The organism is Streptomyces sp. YIM S03343 (assembly GCF_054729195.1).
This window is the reverse complement of record NZ_JBPUKX010000001.1, coordinates 6,061,774-6,079,148: the sequence shown is the minus strand read 5'-3', so window position 1 is coordinate 6,079,148 and position 17,375 is coordinate 6,061,774. Positions and strand designations below refer to the sequence as shown.

Annotated in this window: 16 protein-coding genes; 14 read left to right on the top strand and 2 right to left on the bottom strand. The window is 70.1% G+C overall.

Translation table 11 applies throughout. The features are described from left to right. Positions 1–38: 38 nt before the first annotated feature. The 3 genes from ACSYGN_RS26515 to ACSYGN_RS26505 are packed head-to-tail and all read left to right on the top strand — an operon-like array spanning position 39 to position 2,823. On the top strand, positions 39–839 hold the full coding sequence (locus ACSYGN_RS26515; RefSeq protein WP_460399812.1) for an ABC transporter ATP-binding protein: 801 nt from the start codon (positions 39–41) through the stop codon (positions 837–839). After that, complete coding sequence (locus tag ACSYGN_RS26510; RefSeq protein WP_460399810.1) at positions 836–2,215, top strand: hypothetical protein; 1,380 nt, start codon at positions 836–838, stop codon at positions 2,213–2,215. Before ACSYGN_RS26515 ends, ACSYGN_RS26510 begins: the two co-directional genes overlap by 4 nt. Next, entirely contained in the window at positions 2,212–2,823 is a 612-nt protein-coding gene (locus ACSYGN_RS26505; protein WP_460399808.1) for a hypothetical protein, read from the top strand. Before ACSYGN_RS26510 ends, ACSYGN_RS26505 begins: the two co-directional genes overlap by 4 nt. 117 nt (positions 2,824–2,940) lie before the next feature. Here ACSYGN_RS26505 and ACSYGN_RS26500 read toward each other — a convergent pair whose 3' ends face one another. Continuing rightward, positions 2,941–3,477: an HNH endonuclease gene (locus ACSYGN_RS26500; RefSeq protein ID WP_460399806.1), complete on the bottom strand. Its 537-nt coding sequence runs from the start codon at positions 3,475–3,477 to the stop codon at positions 2,941–2,943. 310 nt (positions 3,478–3,787) lie between these two features. Here ACSYGN_RS26500 and ACSYGN_RS26495 point away from each other — a divergent pair, with 310 nt between their 5' ends. Together ACSYGN_RS26495 and ACSYGN_RS26490 are read left to right on the top strand one after the other, a co-directional pair. Further along, positions 3,788–4,894 carry a mechanosensitive ion channel family protein gene (locus tag ACSYGN_RS26495; protein WP_460403761.1) on the top strand — a complete coding sequence of 369 codons (1,107 nt, stop codon included), beginning with the start codon at positions 3,788–3,790 and terminating at the stop codon, positions 4,892–4,894. A gap of 233 nt (positions 4,895–5,127) precedes the next feature. Next, positions 5,128–5,751, top strand: a complete 624-nt coding sequence (locus tag ACSYGN_RS26490; protein ID WP_460399804.1) for a Uma2 family endonuclease — start codon at positions 5,128–5,130, stop codon at positions 5,749–5,751. 36 nt (positions 5,752–5,787) lie between these two features. Here ACSYGN_RS26490 and ACSYGN_RS26485 read toward each other — a convergent pair whose 3' ends face one another. Continuing rightward, the gene (locus ACSYGN_RS26485; RefSeq protein WP_460399802.1) at positions 5,788–6,357 is read right to left on the bottom strand and encodes a hypothetical protein; all 570 of its coding nucleotides are present in this window, start codon (positions 6,355–6,357) and stop codon (positions 5,788–5,790) included. Positions 6,358–6,677: 320 nt separating this feature from the next. Here ACSYGN_RS26485 and ACSYGN_RS26480 point away from each other — a divergent pair, with 320 nt between their 5' ends. From ACSYGN_RS26480 to ACSYGN_RS26440, 9 genes are all read left to right on the top strand, one after another. Next, a complete protein-coding gene (locus ACSYGN_RS26480; protein WP_460399800.1) occupies positions 6,678–7,508 on the top strand; it encodes a hypothetical protein in 831 nt (276 codons plus the stop codon). 259 nt (positions 7,509–7,767) lie between these two features. Beyond that, entirely contained in the window at positions 7,768–8,988 is a 1,221-nt protein-coding gene (locus ACSYGN_RS26475; protein ID WP_460399798.1) for an ROK family transcriptional regulator, read from the top strand. Positions 8,989–9,060: 72 nt separating this feature from the next. After that, positions 9,061–10,407, top strand: coding sequence for an ABC transporter substrate-binding protein (locus ACSYGN_RS26470; protein WP_460399796.1), 1,347 nt, complete (start codon positions 9,061–9,063; stop codon positions 10,405–10,407). A gap of 2 nt (positions 10,408–10,409) precedes the next feature. Next, entirely contained in the window at positions 10,410–11,351 is a 942-nt protein-coding gene (locus ACSYGN_RS26465) for a carbohydrate ABC transporter permease (protein ID WP_460399794.1), read from the top strand. Then, positions 11,351–12,244, top strand: a complete 894-nt coding sequence (locus ACSYGN_RS26460; protein WP_460399792.1) for a carbohydrate ABC transporter permease — start codon at positions 11,351–11,353, stop codon at positions 12,242–12,244. The genes ACSYGN_RS26465 and ACSYGN_RS26460 overlap by 1 nt, the downstream gene beginning before the upstream one ends. 6 nt (positions 12,245–12,250) lie before the next feature. Next, entirely contained in the window at positions 12,251–13,516 is a 1,266-nt protein-coding gene (locus ACSYGN_RS26455; protein WP_460399790.1) for a 6-phospho-beta-glucosidase, read from the top strand. After that, positions 13,507–14,481, top strand: coding sequence for an N-acetylglucosamine kinase (locus ACSYGN_RS26450; RefSeq protein WP_460399788.1), 975 nt, complete (start codon positions 13,507–13,509; stop codon positions 14,479–14,481). Before ACSYGN_RS26455 ends, ACSYGN_RS26450 begins: the two co-directional genes overlap by 10 nt. Positions 14,482–14,882: 401 nt before the next feature. Beyond that, the gene (locus ACSYGN_RS26445; RefSeq protein WP_460399786.1) at positions 14,883–16,274 is read left to right on the top strand and encodes a hypothetical protein; all 1,392 of its coding nucleotides are present in this window, start codon (positions 14,883–14,885) and stop codon (positions 16,272–16,274) included. A 14-nt stretch (positions 16,275–16,288) separates the two neighbouring features. Beyond that, a complete protein-coding gene (locus tag ACSYGN_RS26440) occupies positions 16,289–17,329 on the top strand; it encodes a glutamate ABC transporter substrate-binding protein (protein ID WP_460399784.1) in 1,041 nt (346 codons plus the stop codon). Positions 17,330–17,375: the final 46 nt, after the last annotated feature.

Genomic DNA, 17,375 nt, shown 5'->3' with positions numbered 1-17,375 from the left:
CGTCTGCCGAAGCCCCATTCCGCATCTCTGGAGACCCTTTGAGCACGATACGCGTGACCGGCCTGCACGTCCGGCACCGCAGAACCGTCGCCCTCGACTCGGTGGACCTCACCCTCGGCCACGGTGTGCACGGCCTGCTCGGCCCGAATGGCGCGGGCAAGACCTCCCTGATCCGTGTCCTGGCCACCGTCGCCCAACCGGACGGCGGGCACGTGGAGATCCTCGGCGAGGACGTCGCCGAGCCACGGCGGCGCGGTCCCGTCCGGCGTCGGCTCGGCTATCTCCCCCAGGAGTTCGGCTACTACCCGGGTTTCACGGTCCGCGAGTTCGTGGCGTACATGGCCTGGCTGAAGGAACTGCCGGCCGCCCGTGTTCCGGACGCCGTCGAACGCGCCGTCGAACGAGTCGGACTCGGCGACCGCATCGAAGCCAAGGTCAAGACGCTGTCCGGCGGTATGGTCCGCCGCGTCGGCATCGCGCAGGCCATCGTCAACGACCCCGACGTCCTGCTGCTGGACGAGCCCACCGCGGGCCTCGACCCCGAGCAGCGCGTGGAGTTCCGCGCCCTGCTGCGCGAGCTGGGCACCTCCGCCACCGTGATCGTTTCCACCCACCTGGTGGAGGACGTGGCCGCCGCCTGCACGGAGGTCACCCTCCTCGACGCGGGCCGGGTCGCCTACCGCGGCACCCCGGACGCGCTCAGTGCGCTGGGTGACGACGAAACAGCGGACGGCGTCGGCGACAACCCGACCGAGCGCGGATACACGGCCGCGCTGCGGGCCCACCGCAGGAACGTGGAAGCGGCGGGCTCCCCGGCCGTCATGGGGGCGACGCGATGACCCTCATAGAAGAGAAGGACGACGCTACGGCCGCGGTACGGGAGAGGACGGGGCGGCGGCCGGTCGCCGTCCACCCCCTGCGCGCCGAGACCGTCCGCACATTCGCACCCTGGGCCGGGGCCGCCGTCCTGCTGACGACGGCAGTGACGATGGCCGAATCGGCCGACCGTTGGCAGGGCGGCTGGGCGGAAACGCGCTCGATGCTGCACACCGCCCTCCTGATCCTGCTGCCGCTCGCGTCGGCCGCGGGCTGCTGGCAGGGCGGCCGGGAGCGCCGACGCGGTACGCGGGAGCTGTGGAAGACGGCGGCGCGCGGCCCCCTGGTCAGGTTCCTCGTCGCGTCGCTGCCGCTCGCGCTCTGGGTGGTCGCCGGATACCTGGTCGCGGCGGCGGCTGCGCTGCTCGCGACCTGGCCGTATGCCGGTGGCGGCAGCCCCTGGCTGGACCTTCTGCCGGTGGACGCGGTGACGCTCGCGGCAGCGGCGATGACGGGCCAGGTCGTGGGACGGCTGACGGCGTGGCGGCCGACCGCGCCGCTGCTGGCGATGGCGTGGTACGTCGTCCTGGTCCTGTCGACAGACGGCGAGCGAGGCTGGGACCGCTTCGTGAACCCGGTGTTCCCGGTCGACGACACCGTGGTCCCGGACGGCGTGCAGCCGGTGGCGATGGCGGTGTGGGTGGCCGGTCTCGCGGCGGCCGCGGTGCTGGCGTACGCGGCCCGGCGCCGGTACACGGCCCTGCTGCCGCTCGCGGCAGCGGCTGCGGCAGGCGCGCTGCTTCTGCAGAGCGGGTCCGGGCTGTGGCACACGGCCCCTGTCGCCGAGCACCAGGTCTGCGACACCTCCACCACCCCCCAGATCTGCGTCAACGCCCGCTACGCTGGACTGTTGCCGCAGGTCACGAAGGCTCTGAGGGGCATCACCGGCCGTCTGGAGGGCGTGCAGAATCTGCCGCTCCGGTTCGAGGACCGGCCCGGTGCGTCGCGCCGCGACGAGGTGGAGCTGCCGATGCTGACGCCCATCGGCTGGTCGGTGGTGCGGGGGCGGCTGACGGACTCGCAGCAGTACGCGTGGGAGGCGGCGGCAGCGCTCCAGTCGAGCTCGCGCTGCGAACGCCTGGAGCTGCACCGGGATCGGTATGCACGCCTGAACCAGGCGGAGGACGCCGTGACGCGCTACCTGGCACCACTCCCGTCGGACGGCCGCTTCGACGCGATCGACGCTCGCGGCGACAAGGCCGAGCGGGCCGAACTGCGGCGGCGGCAGGCCGCCCGTGCCCGTCTCGCGTCGATGACCGCGGACGAGCGTCGCACCTGGCTGTCGGCGTACTTCGCCGCCGTACGCACCTGCGACCCGAGCGGGGTGCCAGCCCTGTGACCGCAGCCCACGGTGTCCTCCTCTACGCCCGTTCCCGCGCCCTGCCCCTGACCCTCGCCGCACTCGCCGGGACCGTCGCCTGCGCCGTGTGGGCGGCCGGTGTGATGGACGCCGACCTGGACATGAACCGGCGGACGGCGATCGTGGCCCTGACGCCCCTGCTGGCCGCCGCGGTGATCGGCGTCGGCCTGCACAGCCCGAGCGACGAACTGGACCGTACGGCCGCGCTGCCCTGGTGGCCGCGGCGGCTGGCGCATCTACTGGCGCTGACCATTCTCGCGGCGGCGCTACTGCCGCTCGCCGTACCCGGGGACGCGCTCGAGTTCGGGCCCCCGGCCATGGTCCGCAATCTGCTCGGGTGTGTCGGCGTCACGGCCGCCGCGGCGGCCCTGCTGAGCGCGCGGCTGAGCTGGCTGCCCGCCGCCGGCTACGTCGGCGCGGTGTACATGGCGTCGAACGGGGCGCGCGGGTGGGCGGTCGCCGTGTTGGCGTGGCCGATGCAGCCGGGCGGGCAGCCGGGGGCATGGCTGGCGGCGGGCACGGTGTTCGTGCTGGGCACTGTCCTGTACGCGGTGCGCGGGGCGCGTCCGGAGGGGGCGCGCTGCTGAGGGCACCGCCGGGGTCACGCGCGGCCGGAACGGGCAGGCCGTACGGCCGCGGTGTCGCACCCCACCCATCACGGTAGGGCGCGGCACCGTGGCCGTACGCATACGAAGGCCCGGACGTCAGGCTGATATGCCGTCGATCCGGGCCAGGGCGTCGTCCGCGCCGTACGGCTGCAAGTACGGCATCCAGCGCGGGTCCCTATGGCCCGTGCCGATGATGCGCCAGGCGAGGCCGGTGGGCGGGGCGGGTTTGTGGCGCAGGCGCCAGCCGAGTTCGACGAGATGACGGTCGGCCTTCACGTGGTTGCAGCGGCGGCACGAGGCCACCACGTTGTCCCAGACGTGTTTGCCCCCGCGACTGCGCGGGATGACGTGGTCGACGCTGGTTGCGACGCCACCGCAGTACATGCACCGGCCCCCGTCGCGTGCGAACAGCGCCCGCCGGGTGAGAGGAACGGGCCCCCGATAGGGAACCCGGACGAATCGCTTGAGCCGGACCACGCTGGGTGCGGGGACTGAGACGGTTGCGCTGTGCATATAGGCGCCGGACTCCTCGAGGCTGACTGCCTTGTTCTCGAGGACGAGGATGAGCGCGCGGCGGAGCGGTACGACGCCGAGCGGCTCGTACGACGCATTGAGAACCAGGACATGCGGCACAGATGGCCTCCTTGTACGCCGGCGGCGCGTGGCTCGCGCCGGGACGATCTGCAGTCAGTCTCCCCTCATGCCTGGTGGACGCGCCACCATCTGCCGGTAACGGGCCGGGAGTGTTTTCGACCACACCCGCAATACATCCCCAGGACCATGGCCTGTTCAAGCCCCGGTGCGCCGGGTGCGTGCTTCACACCACGGTCCGGCGCACCCACAATGCCCCGTTAGTGTGGTGGTCCTGCCCCTACCCGGTGACCTTTTCGTGACCTTGCCCACTCGCACCGGCGGGGCGGCGCAACGCCTGGAGGTACCCGTAGTGTCCTTGTCCGCCGTCCTCACGGCCGCCGGTTCGTCGCCGTCACCGTCGCCGACGCCGACCCCCTCCGGGTCGACGGCTCCGGTGGTGCCCACGCTCCAGGACGCTCAGGAGAGCGCGAACCACGCTGCGAGCTGGGTCGAGCAGAACTGGTCCACCTGGCTCGCCATCGGTCTCAGGGTGCTGCTCATCCTGGTGATCGCGCTGGTGCTGAGAACGGTGGTGCGACGGTCGATCACCAAGCTGATCGACCGGATGAGCCGGACGGTCCAGGCGGTCGACGGGACGTCCCTGGGCGGGCTGCTGGTCAACGCGGAGCGGCGGCGCCAGCGCTCGCAAGCGATCGGCTCGGTGCTCAGGTCGGTCGCGTCGTTCCTGATCCTCGGCACGGCCGCGCTGATGATCCTGTCCACGTTCGAGATCAATCTGGCACCGCTGCTGGCGTCCGCCGGTGTCGCGGGCGTCGCCATCGGCTTCGGCGCCCGCAATCTCGTCACGGACTTCCTGTCCGGTGTGTTCATGATCCTGGAGGACCAGTACGGCGTCGGCGACCAGATCGACGCGGGTGTCGCCACCGGCGAGGTCATCGAGGTCGGTCTGAGGGTGACCAAGCTGCGCGGCGCCAACGGCGAGATCTGGTACGTCCGCAACGGCGAGGTCAAGCGCGTCGGCAACCTCTCCCAGGGCTGGGCGACGGCGGGCGTCGATGTGACCGTGAAGGCGTCGGAGGACCTCGACAAGGTCAAGGGGACCCTGAACGAGGTCGCGGAGCACATGGCCAAGTCGGAGCCCTGGAACGAGCTGCTCTGGGGCCCGATCGAGGTCCTCGGCCTGGACAGCGTGCTGCTGGACTCGATGGTCGTGCACATCTCGGCGAAGACCATGCCGGGCAAGTCGGTGTCGGTGGAGCGCGAGCTGCGCTGGCGCATCAAGCACGCCTTCAGGGCCGCCGACATCCCGATCGTGGGCGGTCCGGCGGTCCCGGTGGAGGAGGAACCGGACGACCCGAGCGCCGCGGTCGCCGCCCCGTCCGTCTTCTCCAACGCCGAGTCCCCGCAGACGCAGGCGGCCACCCCGATAGGGCCGCAGCGGCCGCCGACACGGTAGGGGCCGACCAGGAGTACGGCCGTACGTTTTACAAGAAGCGGCGTCCTGCCGGTACGGGCAGGACGCCGCTTCTTCGCGCGCACGTCACACGAACGCCGAGCGGAACGGTTCTGCACACTCATTCGAGTGATCAAGCACCATTGCCCGGCGGGGTGAGCGCGTCGCCCGCCATTGTTCTGCCGGGGCACCCGGCGCGGGCTTAGCCTGGCACCAGCATGACGAGGAGAACCGCGATGAGCGCCGAACCGATCATGGAGCCGGTCATGACGCAGGTGGACCCCATCGACCTGTTGAGCGCGATCGAAGAGGCATCCCCCGTGCCGATTCGACCCGAGTACGTCGAGGGGACGGTCATCGTGCCGCCGCAACCGGATGACAACCACAACGACGGGGCTTTCGAACTCGGCTACCAGTTCCGTGCAGCCGGATTCCGCCTCGTGGGCATGGGCAACGGCTACCGGGCCGCCAAGAAGGACGGCGGCACCATGGCGCTGATCATCCCGGACTTCTACGTCCGCCGCCGCAGGGCGTCCGAACTCGACGAGTCGTACCGCAAAGCTCACAAGGGCTGGTACCCCGTCGACATGATCGGCCTGGTCGGTGAGGTCACTTCGTCGAACCACTGGACCGACACCGGCCCCAAGCTCCGCACCTATGCCGCCGCGGGGATCCCGGTATACGTCCTGATCAACCGCAGGACCAGGACGGCGCACTGCTACTCCAGCCCGATCCTCCCCGGCGACGACCCCACCGAGGCGTACTACGACGACGAGACCAAAGTGGACCTCGGCCAGCCCCTCGACCTCCCGGACCCGTACCCCACCCTGGACACGGCGCCCTTCCTCGAAGAGCTCTGACGGACGCGCACCGGGCGCCTTACCGGACGGCTCGTTTCACTTCGCGGCTCTCCCCGCCCCGTCCGCTGGCGTGACCGACCGCACGATCTGGCACAGCGCGACGAAGGCGGCACCCCGGCGCAGCAGGGGCGTTCGGTTCGGTCCCTCGGTCGCGGTCACCTGCATCCGGGCCTCCCCCGAGGGCTCGTCGAAGATCACCGAGACCCGGACCGTCGTCTTGGTGCGGAACGGGCGCCAGCGCAGCAGCACCCGGTTTCCGTCGTTCGCCCCCGCGACAGCGAATCCCCGCTTCCCGCTGCCCAGTTCGGCCCGTATGTGCGGGAACGGCACCCCCTGGAGGGCGTGTGTCTGGGTGACGTTCAAGGCATCGGCGGTGAGGGGGATGCCTGTATCACGCGCCCGGCGGGCCAGGGCGGCGGCCCGGCAGACGGCGAGGACGAGCGACAGCAGCGCGAAGATCGGCAGGAAGACAGCGGCATCGGCCATCGTCGACCAGGAGACCCCGTCGTCGACGAAGGTCAGCAGGGCCGGCCCCGCCAGCCCCGGCGCCATGTCCACGAAGGCGATCAGTGCGAGCGCCGACAGGAGCCGTAGCCGCTGGGCCATGCGTCACCGTTCCACTCGTTCCGTACCGGACCCGTCCGTCCATCCGTCCGAGGGAGCGGACCAGAGCGGAGGGTCAGACTGTATGCCCCCGACCAGCGGAAATGAAGATCGCGACGCAGTTGCGACACATCGGTACGGCGTAGGCCGAAGTGGCTCTGAACGGCCCAAGGGGATCAAGCGGATCCAGGTCCGGATTCAAACGGTATTCACAGCGCGGACGCCTGATCTTGCGCATCTTGATCATCTAGTGTCGGCCTCGCAAACAGGCCTTGTTCTGGAGCGCGACGTCGCCCGGGGTCTGTTATCGAAGGTGGGGATCCATGAGAAAGCTCGCCACAGGCGCCGTCGTGTGCGGCGCCCTGGCTCTGGCCGGTCTGGCAGCGCCCGCCGCCTCGGCGGCCACACCGAACCTGGTCTTCTCCGACGTGACCGTCAACCACGGGAAGGCGATCGTCGTCGGCACCACCAAGACGGTGACCGTGCCGGTGACGTACACCATGACCCGGCCCGCCGACCTGGTCATCGACAACAAGAAGACGTTCGCCGCGGTGATCCTCTACCGCGGCACGCTGAAGTCGCTCAGCAACGAACTGGACCCGGCCGTCATGCCCACCTGCACGACGACCGCCACCACGGACACCACGGTCACCGAGAGCTGCTCCGAGAAGATCACGATCGACCCGGACGGCGATCTGTACGAGGCCGCGGACGCCACCACGTGGAAGGCGGGGGGCCTGTACGTCCACGGCGAGAGCACTGTCTCGGACGACTTCCTCAGCTCCGAGTCCAACGCGGCGATCTGGGGCAATCTGACCACCGCGAAGGTGCAGCGCGCCGCCAGGCTGACCGTCAACGCCACCCCCGAGCCCGCGGTCCAGGGCAAGACGATCACCGTCAAGGGCGCCCTGACCCGCGCCAGCTGGGCCAGCGGCAAGTACGTCGGATACGTGGGGCAGAAGGCCGTCCTGCAGTTCCGGACCGACGGCACCAGCACCTACAAGGACGTCAAGACCGTGACGTCCGGCACTGCGGGGGCCCTGTCCACCACGGTGAAGACATCGAAGAGCGGCTACTACCGCTATGTCTTCGCGGGCACCACGACCACCGGCGCCGCGAAGGCCGCCGGTGACCATGTCGTGGTGGAGTCGTAGGAGTCGTAGGAGTCGTAGGAGTTCAAGGTCTGACCTTCTGACCTTCTGACCGGCGGTCCTGCCGCCATCACCCGCCGCCCTCCAGGTAACGAGTCTGTTGCCTGGGGGGCGGTTTCCCTTGACGCCCCCTTCACGGCGGCCTACCTTCCTCGCATCCGATAGGAAACTTTCCTAACAGTGATCAAGGGCTGATCATCGGGTGGACAGCCCTTCCCTGTCGCTGGGAGGGTAGGCCACTGGAAGGCGGGTGTCGTACAACATGGCAGGAACGGCCGGTACGCCGGGCACCCCGCGTGTCCTGCGGGCCATGAACGACCGCGCCGCCCTCGGTCTCCTTCTGGAGCACGGGCCCCTGTCGCGCACCCGGCTCGGCAAGCTCACCGGGCTCTCCAAGCCGACCGCCTCCCAGCTGCTCGCCCGGCTGGAGTCGGCCGGTCTGGTGGTCGCCACCGGCACCAGCGAGGGGCGCCCCGGACCCAGCGCCCAGCTCTACTCGGTCAACCCGGCCGCCGCATACGCCGCCGGGCTCGACGTCAACCCGGTGCGCATCCGCGCCGCCGTCGCCGACATCACCGGCCGCACGGTCGGCGAATACAAGTTGCCGACCCCCGGGCGGCGGTCCGCGCAGAGCGTCGTACAGCAGGTGACCGACGCCCTCGACGGCGCCGTGAAGGCGGCGGGGCTGGCCCGCGCCGACCTCCACCGGCTCGTCATCGGCACCCCCGGCGCCTTCGACCCCGGCACCGGCCGCCTGCGCTACGCCTCCCATCTGCCCGGCTGGCACTCCCCCGCACTGCTCGACGAACTCGCCGCCGCCCTGCCCATCCCGGTGGAGTACGAGAACGACGTCAACCTCGTGGCCCTCGCCGAGCAGCGGCTCGGTGTCGCCCGCGGGCACGGCGACTTCGTACTGCTGTGGAACCAGGAGGGCCTCGGTGCCGCCCTGGTGCTCGGCGGGCGGCTGCACCGCGGCTGGACCGGCGGCGCGGGCGAGGTCGGGTTCCTGCCGGTGCCGGGCGCCCCGCTGGTGCGCCAGGTGACCAGGGCCAACAGCGGCGGCTACCAGGAACTCGCCGGCTCCCAGGCCCTCCCGGGGCTCGCCCGGGACCTCGGCGTCACCGGCGTCCCGGCGGGCCCGTACGCCGAGGCCGCCGCCGCCCTCGTGGCCTCGGCCGCGGACCGCACCGACGAACCGTACCGGCGGTTCCTGCACACCTACGCGACCCGGCTGGCCACCGGTCTCGCCTCGCTCGTGTCCGTCCTCGACCCCGAACTCGTCGTCCTCAGCGGCGCCTCCCTCACTGCCGGGGGCGAGGTGCTGCGCGCCCTCGTCCAGGCCGAGCTGGAGGAGCTGGCCGCTTCCCGGCCCCGGCTGGTGGTGGGCGACGTCCGTGAACATCCCGTGCTGCGGGGCGCGCTGGAACGCGCTCTCGCCGCCACCCGCGACGAGGTCTTCGACACCTCCCGAACCTCCCACTGACGCCCCACCGGCCTTCAGACCCCCCTTCGCAAGCCCACCCACCTCACCGTCCCGCCCCAGGGAGACCCAGCCATGCCCGACGCCATACCTCACGCGGTCCGAAAGACGGCTTTCGCCCTGTCTGTCTCCGTCGTGCTGCTCGCCGCCTCCGCCTGCACCGGTCAGTCCTCCTCCGGTGCCGACGACGACGCCTCCAAGGAGACGACCATCAACTTCTGGCACGCCTGGAGCGCCCCCTCCGAGGTGAAGGCCGTGAAGACGCTGGTCGCCGGGTTCGAGAAGGCGCACCCCAACATCCATGTGAACGTCGTCGGCAACATGACCGACGACAAGATGAACCAGTCGCTGCGAACCGGCGGCAGCAAGGCCCCGGACGTCATCTCCTCCTTCACCACCAACAACGTGGGCAAGTTCTGTTCGTCGGGCGCGCTGGTCGACCTGAACCCCTTCTTCAAGAAGGCGAAGATCAACCCCGGGATGACGTTCCCGAGAGCGATGAACGAGTACACCCAGTACGACGGCAACCGCTGCGCTGCCCCGCTGCTCGGCGACGCGTACGGGCTCTACTACAACAAGACCGCCTTCAAGAAGGCCGGCATCACCAGCCCGCCCCGCACCTGGTCCGAATTCCTCGCCGACGCGAAGAAACTGACGATTACTCAGGGCGACAGCTACAAGCAGCTGGGGTTCATGCCGGACTACCACGGCTGGGAGTCCACCACCGAGCACTACTTCGCGCAGTTCTCCCCGACGTACTTCGACTCGAACGGCAAGTCCGCCCTCGCCAAGGACCCCGCGTTCAAGGCCGGTTTCACCCTCCAGAAGAAGCTCGTCGACGGACTCGGCGGCTTCCAGAAGCTGGAGAAGTTCCGCTCCACCCTCGGCGACGAGTGGGGCGAGAAGCACCCCTTCCACACCGGCCAGGTCGCCATGCAGCTCGACGGTGAGTGGCGGCTCGGCATGGCGACGGCGGCCAAGACGAACTTCGAGATCGGCGTCGCCCCGCTGCCCGTGCCCGACGACCAGGCGAACCAGTACGGCAAGGGCTACATCACCGGCACCATCACCGGTATCGCCGCCACCAGCCACAAGCAGAACGCGGCCTGGGAGTTCGTCAAGTACATCACCACGGACACCGACGCGGTGGTGAACTTCTCCAACGGCATCCACAACGTGCCCTCCACCCTCGCCGCCCTCAAGTCCCCGAAGCTGAAGTACGACCCGCGCTTCAAGACGTTCCTGGACGTCGCGGCGAACCCGAACTCCACCACCACCCCCGCGTCCGTCAACGGCGGCGTGTACCTCGTCACGATCCAGAACCTCGGGTACGACTACGAGAGCGGCAAGGCCAAGGACCTGGACGCAGGTCTGGCCGCCACGGCCAAGCAGATCGACACGGACATCGCACAGGCCAAGTAGCGATGAGCACGGTCACGCTCGCGTCGAAGCGCCGCAGGGCGGCGCTTCGCACGGCCGCCTTCATGTCGCCCTGGCTCATCGGCTTCGCGGTGTTCTTCGCGTATCCGCTGATCTCGACGGTCTACTTCTCCTTCATGCACTACGACGGCTTCCGGGCGCCGACGTGGAGCGGGACGAAGAACTGGACGTACGTCTTCGAGAACTACCCGTACTTCTGGCCCGCGTTGCGCAACACCCTGTGGCTGGTCCTGGTGATGGTCACGCTCCGGGTGCTGTTCGGGCTCGGCGTCGGGCTCCTCATCACGAAGATCAAGACCGGCACGGGAGTCTTCCGCACCCTGTTCTATCTGCCCTACCTGGCCCCGCCGGTCGCCGCGACCATGGCCTTCGCCTTCCTCCTCAACCCCGGTACGGGCCCGGTCAACTCCCTTCTGGAGAAGGCCGGCATTCCCGCCCCGGCCTGGTTCAACGACCCGGCCTGGTCCAAGCCCGCCCTCACCCTGCTCGCCCTGTGGGGCGTCGGCGACCTGATGGTCATCTTCATGGCCGCACTGCTCGACGTGCCCAAGGAACAGTACGAGGCCGCCGAGTTGGACGGCGCGTCCCCCTGGCAGCGGTTCCGCTATGTCACGCTGCCGAACATCTCGCCGATCGTGATGTTCGCCGTCGTCACCGGGGTCATCCAGACCATGCAGTACTACACCCAGCCGCTGATCGCCGGGAAGGTCGCCTCGGGCGTGATCCAGGGCGCCGGCCAGCAGTTCGAGCCGGGCTACCCGGAGAAGTCGACGCTCACCCTTCCCCAACTGGTGTACAACCTCGGCTTCCAGCGCTTCGACTACGGCTCCGCCTGCGTGGTGGCCCTCGTCCTCTTCGCCCTGTCGATGGTGTTCACCGCGCTGCTGATGCGGCGCCGGGGCGGTCTCATCCAGGCAGGTGAATGATGACGCAAGTCCTTGAAAAGCCTGCGCGGTTGAAGACTCCGGTCACGCCCGCCGAGCGCACCGCGCGGCGCCGGGCGCTGCTGGAGTGGATCGCCGTGCACTCCCTCGGCGTCGCCGCCGCCCTGTTCTTCACCCTGCCGTTCGTGTTCGTGTTCCTGACCTCGCTGATGAGCGACACCCAGGCACTGAGCCGGGACCTGATCCCGCACACCTGGGAATGGGGCAACTACAGGAAGGTCTTCGACACCCCGGGCTTCCTCACCTGGTGGCGCAACACCCTCATCTACGCCGGTCTCGGCACCGTCCTCACCGTCGCGTCGTCGATCCCGGTGGCGTACGCGCTCGCCAAGTTCCGCTTCCGCGGGCGCAACGTGGCGCTGATGCTGGTGATCTCCATGATGATGCTGCCGCCGCAGGTGGTCATCATCCCGATGTATCTGTTCTGGGCCAAGCAGCTCGACCTGTCGGGAACCCTGTGGCCGCTGATCATCCCGATGGCGTTCGGTGACGCGTTCTCCATCTTCCTGCTGCGGCAGTTCCTGATGACGATCCCCAACGAGTACGTCGACGCGGCCAAGGTGGACGGCTGCGGCGACCTCAAGACACTCTTGAGGGTGATCCTGCCGATGGCCAAGCCGGGCATCGCCGCGGTCGCGCTCTTCCAGTTCTTCTACGCCTGGAACGACTACTTCGGCCCGCAGATCTACGCCTCGGAGAACCCGGGCGCGTGGACGCTGTCGTACGGCCTGGAGTCGTTCAAGGGCGCGCACCACACCGACTGGAACCTCACCATGGCGGCCACCGTTCTGGTCATGGCCCCCGTGATCGTCGTGTTCTTCTTCGCCCAGCGGGCGTTCGTCGAGGGTGTCACCCTCACCGGAGTGAAGGGCTGAATCTTCATGAAACTCACCGTGGTCGGCGGAGGCTCGACCTACACCCCCGAACTCATCGACGGATTTGCCCGGTTGCGTGACACGCTGCCCGTGGAGGAACTCGTCCTCGTCGACCCGGCGGCCGAACGCCTGAAGCTGGTCGGCTCACTGGCCCGGCGCATCTTCGCGCGGCAGGGGCACCCCGGCCGGGTCGTGACCACCGCCGACCTCGACGCCGGGATCGACGGCGCCGACGCGGTGCTGCTCCAGCTGCGCGTCGGCGGGCAGGCGGCCCGTCAGCAGGACGAGACCTGGCCGCTGGAGTGCGGCTGCGTGGGCCAGGAGACGACCGGTGCGGGCGGCCTCGCCAAGGCGCTGCGCACCGTCCCGGTGGTGCTCGACATCGCCGAACGGGTGCGCCGTACCAACCCGGACGCCTGGATCATCGACTTCACCAACCCGGTCGGCATCGTCACCCGGGCCCTGCTCCAGGCGGGGCACCGGGCCGTCGGGCTGTGCAACGTCGCGATCGGCTTCCAGCGCAAGTTCGCCGCGCTGCTCGGCGTCCCGCCGCACGACGTCCACCTCGACCACGTCGGCCTCAACCACCTCACCTGGGAGACCGGCGTACGGCTCGGCGGCCCCGAGAGCGACGACGTGCTGCCGCGGCTGCTGGCCGAGCACGGCGACGAGATCGCCGCCGATCTGCATCTGCCCCGCACGCTCGTCGACCGGCTCGGCGTCGTCCCGTCGTACTACCTGCGCTACTACTACGCGCACGACGAGGTCGTACGGGAACTGCGCACCAGCCGGTCCCGCGCCGCCGAAGTCGCCGAAATGGAACGGAAGTTGCTCGACATGTACGCCGACCCCGCGCTCGACGAGAAACCGGCACTGCTCGCCAAGCGCGGCGGCGCCTACTACTCGGAGGCGGCGGTGGACCTCGCGGCGGCGCTGCTCGGCGGGGGCGGCAGCACCTACCAGGTGGTCAACACGTACAACCGCGGCACCCTGCCCTTCCTCCCCGACGACGCGGTGATCGAGGTGCAGGCCGCCGTCGGCGCCAAGGGGTGCGCGCCGCTGCCCGTGTCGCAGGTCGACCCGCTCTACGCGGGCCTCATGGCGAACGTGACCGCGTACGAGGACCTGGCGCTCGACGCCGCCCTGCGCGGCGGGCGCGACCGGGTGTTCCGGACGCTGCTCGCCCATCCCCTCGTCGGCCAGTACGAGTACGCCGACACCCTCACCGACCAGCTGATCGCGCACAACCGGGAGCACCTCGCGTGGGCCTGACCGCAGGCGTCCTCGCCATCGACGCCGGCAACAGCAAGACCGACGTGGCCGTCGTGGCGGGCGACGGGCAGGTCCTCGCCACGGCCCGCGGCGGGGGGTTCCGGCCCCCGGCCGTCGGTGTGGAGACGGCGGTGGACGCCCTCGCCGAACCGATCAGGCGCGCCTACGACACGGCGGGCGTCCGAGGGGTCGAGCAGATCTCGGCCTGCCTCGCCAACGCCGATCTGCCCGTGGAGGAGGAGCAGTTGGCGGCCGCGCTGGCGGCACGCGGCTGGGGCGGCGAGGTGATCGTCCGCAACGACACCTTCGCGATCCTGCGGGCCGGGGTCGACGAGCCGCGCGGCGTCGCCGTGGTGTGCGGCGCGGGCATCAACTGCGTCGGCATGCGCCCCGACGGCCGCACCGCCCGCTTTCCGGCGCTGGGCCGTATCTCCGGCGACTGGGGCGGCGGTTGGGGCCTGGCGGAGGAGGCGCTGTGGTTCGCGGCGCGCGCGGAGGACGGCCGGGGCGGACCCACCGCACTGGCCCGCACCCTCCCGGCGCACTTCGGGCTCGGCTCCATGTACGCCCTGATCGAGGCCCTGCACCTGGAACGCGTCGCCCCCGACCGCCGACACGAACTGACCCCGGTGCTCTTCGCGACGGCCTCCGACGGCGACCCGGTGGCCCGCACGGTCGTCGACCGCCTGGCCGAGGAGGTCGTGACCATGGCAACAGTCGCCCTGACCCGCCTGGACCTCCTGGAGGAGGAGACCCCGGTGGTCCTGGGCGGCGGTGTCCTGGCCGCAGGACACACCCAGTTGGACACCAGAATCCGCGAACTCCTCACGTCCCGGGCTCCGAAGGCGGTACCCCGGGTGGTGACGGCTCCTCCGGTCCTGGGCGCAGCACTGCTGGGGCTGGACCGGGTGGGGGCGGAGGCGGGGGCGCTGGAGCGGGTACGAACGCATTTCAAGGCGGGGTAGGCACGAGAGCAGCCACAGGGCAGACGCGGGAGGGCTGAACCGGGAACTGGTGTGCCCTCGCCTTGAGGCGCGGCTAGGCAGATCCGGACAGGGCCCGCAGGGCCCGTCCGGAAGGGGCGCGGGGAACTGCGCGACCAGCCACGGCGAACCCGCACCCGAATACGGAACAGAAGTCCGCTGGTGGGGAACCGATCCCCCGCCTCCGGCGTATTCATCAGCAAGGGTTACTGGAAGACTCTGCCCCGACCCGGAGGGCGGCGCACCGGCCCGGGAGGGCAAGGACCGGTGCAAATGTCAGTGGCGGCAGCGATACTGGCGGCGACAGATGACCATGGGGGAGGTCAGCAGTGACACAGACGCCGAAGAGCAGCACGGCGCCGCCGGGTCCGGGAGCACCCACGATGCCGGTAGCACCACCACCAGAGCGCCCGGCACAGCCGACGCCGCCGATGCCCGCGCCGACGCCGGCGCAGCGGACCGCGTTCAAGGAGGGCCTCGACCAACTGCGCGCCGCCGCAGTCACCGAGCCCGGCAGGCTCCGCATCATCGGCGCCGTCCTCGCCTTGGTCGTGCTCGCGTTCGGCGCGGTCGCCGCGTGGCAGACGGAGAGCAGGCAGAGCGCGGCGGACGACGTGCTGCACAGGAGCCAGCCGCTCAGTTCCGACGCGGCGGACATCTACCGCTCCCTCGCGGACGCCAACACCATGGCTGCCACCGGCTATCTGGCCGGTCTGGAGGAGACCGCCGCGACCCGCAGCAAGTACGAGCAGGACGTGCGGACCGCCGCGGCCAAGCTGGTCACGGCCGCCGCGAACACCGACCCCGGGTCCTCCTCAGCACGTACCATCGCCCAGCTCAACGAGCTGCTGCCGCGCTACAAGGGCCTGGTGGAGTCGGCGCGCGCCAACAACCGCCAGGGCTTCCCGGTCGGCGGCGCCTATCTGCGGCTCGCCAACGACACCATGCAGGGCCAGATGCTGCCGAAGGCGCAGGCCCTCTACCAGCGGGAGAACCAGCGGCTGCGCGCCGACTACGACGACGCGACGCCGTACCCCTGGGCGGCGATGGCGCTCGGTGCGGTCGCGCTCGGCGCGCTGGGCTGGGCGCAGCGGCGCAGCTTCCTGCGCACCAACCGGGTCCTGAACCACGGTCTGGTGACCGCGAGCGGCGCCACAGTGGTCGTCCTGCTGTGGATGGTCGTCGGCCACAGCGTGGCACGCGCGGGTCTGAACGACTCCTACGACCACGGGGTGCGCTCGCTGAACGTGCTGCACGACGCGCAGATAGCCTCTCTCACGGCCCGCGGCGACGAGAACCTCCTCCTGATCAGCCGCGGCGCCCAGACCAAGAAGCTGGCGAACGACACCTCGGTCGACGTCTACAACTGGGGCTACGACCAGGAGATCGCCCATCTCGCCAAGGCGCTCGGACAGGCCGACGCGCTCGCCGACGACACGGGGGGCCGCGCGCCGGTGAAGATCGCGAACTCGTCGATGAAGGCGTGGAAGGAACGCCATGAGCAGGCGAGCGCACTGAACGACAAGGGTGAGTACCAGCAGGCCCGGGACCGGGTGATCGGCGCCTCGAAGGACTCCTCGACGAGCATCTGCTTCAACAACGTCGACGAGTCCCTGAACAAGGCGCTGACGCACGAGACACGGGAGTTCAGGTCGGCGGCGAGCGACGGTCTGGACGCCATGACCGGTCTCGTCGCGGGCGCGGCCGTACTCGCCCTGCTGGGCGCGGCCGGTGCGGTGCTGGGTATCGGGCGCAGGCTGTCGGAGTACCGGTGAGAGGGGACGTGACAATGCGGGCACGTGCATTCCCGGTGCGGCGGCTGCGGGCCGGTCTGAAGGGCTGGGGCGGAGTGGGTGCGATGGCGGCGGTCTGCGCCCTCGCGCTGGCCTTCGTCCTGCTGCTGCCGCTGACCCAGTCGCGCGGCGGCGGCGCCGTGCCCGGTCTCGGCGGCCAGGGAACGGCGAAGGGCGTCCAGACCAGGGCCGGGCAGTGCGACGAAAGCAAGGCGCAGGACCAGAGCCTGGCCCCGTCCGGCGCCGACGGGAAGACCGTCGCCACCATCAAGGAGCGCGGTTATCTGACGGTGGGCGTCGACCAGAACAGCTACCGCTGGGGCTATCTCAACCCGAACAACCCCTCCGGCAAGCTGGAGGGCTTCGACATCGACCTGGTGTACGCCATCGCGAAGGACCTCTTCGGCGGCACGGACTACGCGCAGAAGGTCCACTTCCAGGCGATCCCCACCGACCAGCGCATCCCGGCGATCCAGCACGACCAGGTCGACATGGTGGTCCGCACCATGACCATCAACTGCGACCGGCTCCAGCAGGTGCGGTTCTCCGCGCCGTACTTCAAGACCGGCCAGCAGGTGCTCGCCCCGCGGAACTCGGCGATCACCGGGTACGACAAGACGCTCGCCGGCAAGCGCGTGTGCACGGCGGCCACCTCCACGGCGTACGACAAGATCACCGATGACCAGAAGGCCCGGAAGATACCGGCGAGCACGAAGATCCTCACCGTGCCCAACCAGCTCGACTGTCTGGTGCGGCTGCAACTCGGCGAGGCGGACGCGGTGGTGACCGACGGCGCGCTCGCCGCGAGCCAGGCCGCGCAGGACCCGACGACCGAGCTCAAGGGCACCACCTTCACCGACGAGTACTACGGCGTCGCGATGAAGCTGACCGCCGACGATCTGGTGCGACGGGTCAACCGCACGCTGGAGCAGTACCGCAACGGGGGAGGCTGGAAGGACTCGTACGACAAATGGCTGTCTCCGACGCTGGGTAAGGACTCCCCGTCGGCGACCCCGCCCGAGGCCCACTACCGGTGACGACGGCACGGCGGCCGATCCGCACAGGCCCCGGCACGGGACCCGG

Excerpts from the sequence above, each read along its gene's own strand:
- ACSYGN_RS26470 (WP_460399796.1), top strand. The coding sequence starts at position 9,061 with ATGCCCGACGCCATACCTCACGCGGTCCGAAAGACGGCTTTCGCCCTG.
- ACSYGN_RS26455 (WP_460399790.1), top strand. The coding sequence starts at position 12,251 with ATGAAACTCACCGTGGTCGGCGGAGGCTCGACCTACACCCCCGAACTC.
- ACSYGN_RS26445 (WP_460399786.1), top strand. The coding sequence starts at position 14,883 with ATGCCGGTAGCACCACCACCAGAGCGCCCGGCACAGCCGACGCCGCCG.
- ACSYGN_RS26440 (WP_460399784.1), top strand. The coding sequence starts at position 16,289 with ATGCGGGCACGTGCATTCCCGGTGCGGCGGCTGCGGGCCGGTCTGAAG.
- ACSYGN_RS26510 (WP_460399810.1), top strand. The coding sequence starts at position 836 with ATGACCCTCATAGAAGAGAAGGACGACGCTACGGCCGCGGTACGGGAG.
- ACSYGN_RS26485 (WP_460399802.1), bottom strand. The coding sequence starts at position 6,357 with ATGGCCCAGCGGCTACGGCTCCTGTCGGCGCTCGCACTGATCGCCTTC.
- ACSYGN_RS26480 (WP_460399800.1), top strand. The coding sequence starts at position 6,678 with ATGAGAAAGCTCGCCACAGGCGCCGTCGTGTGCGGCGCCCTGGCTCTG.
- ACSYGN_RS26460 (WP_460399792.1), top strand. The coding sequence starts at position 11,351 with ATGACGCAAGTCCTTGAAAAGCCTGCGCGGTTGAAGACTCCGGTCACG.
- ACSYGN_RS26490 (WP_460399804.1), top strand. The coding sequence starts at position 5,128 with ATGAGCGCCGAACCGATCATGGAGCCGGTCATGACGCAGGTGGACCCC.
- ACSYGN_RS26475 (WP_460399798.1), top strand. The coding sequence starts at position 7,768 with ATGGCAGGAACGGCCGGTACGCCGGGCACCCCGCGTGTCCTGCGGGCC.
- ACSYGN_RS26465 (WP_460399794.1), top strand. The coding sequence starts at position 10,410 with ATGAGCACGGTCACGCTCGCGTCGAAGCGCCGCAGGGCGGCGCTTCGC.